Raw genomic sequence first — 1,717 nt, forward strand, 5'->3', positions numbered from 1 at the left:
CGGGCCTCGAGGCTGGTCTCGCGATAGCGATCGAAGGCGGCCCAGGCCAGCTCGCAGGCCTGGTCGACTTCGGCCTTCGAGCCGGCGGCGTAGCCGGGCTCCAGGGTCTCGCCGGTGGCTGGGTTGATGGCATGGATGGCCTTGCCGCTGGCCGCCACGGCCTGGCTGCCAATGAGTTGCTTGCCTTGCAGAGTCATGTTGGCTCCTTGCTGGTGGCTGATTGAGCGTGGAAAAAGGTGGCTGTGTGGTGAACCCCTGGGCTGAAGCCGCAGCCTTGAAACATCTGGGTGGTAGCCTCTGGGTCTCAGCACCAGGGTTTCTGCACCGGGTTTCCGTACTATGGTTTCCGTACTATGGTTTACGTATCAGGGGCCTGCATGCACCTACAGCGTGATGACGGTCACGGCCCCTTCATCGTCATCCGGTGTTGCCAAGGGGTTACGCAACGGTCGGCCGAAGGCGGGCAGGTCAATCTCGTAGCGCTCGCCGGGATTGACCTTGATGCCATCGGCAAAGCTCAGCGTCGCGGTGCCGAAGAAGTGAACGTGGACGTCGCCGGGACGGCGGAAGCCCGCGTACTTGAAGTGGTGATGTTCCAGGTTGGCCAGGCTGTGGGCCATGTTGGCCTCCCCGGTCAGGAAGGGCTTTTCCCACAGCGTTTCGCCCTGACGGGTGATGCGCGAGGTGCCTTCCAGGTGTGCCGGCAGCTCGCCGATCAGCAGCTCAGGACCAAAGCTGCACGCGCGCAGCTTGGAGTGGGCCAGCCACAGGTAGTTGTAGCGTTCGGTGATGTGATCGGAGAACTCATTGCCGATGGCAAAGCCCAGACGGTGAGGGCGGCCCTGATCGTCATTGATATAGAGTCCTGCGAGCTCAGGCTCCTCGCCGGCGTCCTCGGCAAAGGACGGCCAGGGCAGGGGGGCCTCCGGTGCGACGACGCAGTCGCCATCCCCCTTGTAGAACCATTCCGGCTGAGCCCCGATCTTGCCCTCGCCGGGCTTGCCACCTTCGACCCCCAGCTTGAACATGCGCATGGAGTCGGTCATCTCGGCCTCATCGCTGTTCGATGCGGCATGCATGGCGCTGCGAGTGTCAGCGCTGCCCAGGTGGGTCAGTCCAGTGCCGGTCACCAGGCAATGCGCCGGGTCAGGATGCGTCAGCGGGGGCAACAGCTGTCCCTGTTCGACCAGCTCGCCATAGTCGAGGGTCTCGCCCGTCAGACTGTCCTGAACCACCGCGGCGAGAGGTGTGCCGCTTTCCAGGGCTCGCCTGGCCAAGCTGTAGGTGTCGGCGTCGGTCAGACGCACGCGATGCTCGTTCTCCACCAGCGCTGCCCGGGTGCTGCCCTGATGGACACACTGAATAAGGCGAAGGTGGGCTGAAGCGCTGGAATCGGCAGAGGCGTTTGTATCGTTGTGCATGGTGATGTCCTTGGGCAGGAAAGGGCGGCAGCCCGGTATCACGATTGGCCCCAGAGGCATCTTACGCCTCTGGGGGGGTGTATGGTCAACATACGAAGGTATGGGTTGACGTTATTGATGGGAGATAGCACGCGTGGGTTGAGACGGGGCGGTGCATGACCCTGCCCCTGATCTCAGTCGACCAGCCACATGGCCATCTCGGGCCACATCAGCAGCGCGGCCAGCACACACAATTGCAGTGCGATGAACGGCAGCAGTGACACAAAGATGTCTTTCAGGCTGATCTCCGGCGGCGC

General features: G+C 63.1%; 1 protein-coding gene and 1 pseudogene. Both read right to left on the bottom strand.

Translation table 11 applies throughout. The annotated features are described in order from the left end of the window. Positions 1–197: pseudogene (locus KUV86_RS14645) on the bottom strand (aldehyde dehydrogenase (NADP(+))); the annotation flags it as partial. 186 nt (positions 198–383) lie between these two features. After that, positions 384–1,421, bottom strand: coding sequence for an AraD1 family protein (gene araD1 / locus KUV86_RS14650; RefSeq protein WP_222485284.1), 1,038 nt, complete (start codon positions 1,419–1,421; stop codon positions 384–386). Between the last annotated feature and the right edge of the window lie 296 nt (positions 1,422–1,717).

The organism is Halomonas sp. DP8Y7-3, assembly GCF_019801675.1.
GTDB lineage: Bacteria > Pseudomonadota > Gammaproteobacteria > Pseudomonadales > Halomonadaceae > Halomonas > Halomonas litopenaei_A.

Bases quoted from the DNA above. Each gene is read 5' to 3' on its own strand.
- araD1 (WP_222485284.1), bottom strand. From the start codon at position 1,421: ATGCACAACGATACAAACGCCTCTGCCGATTCCAGCGCTTCAGCCCAC.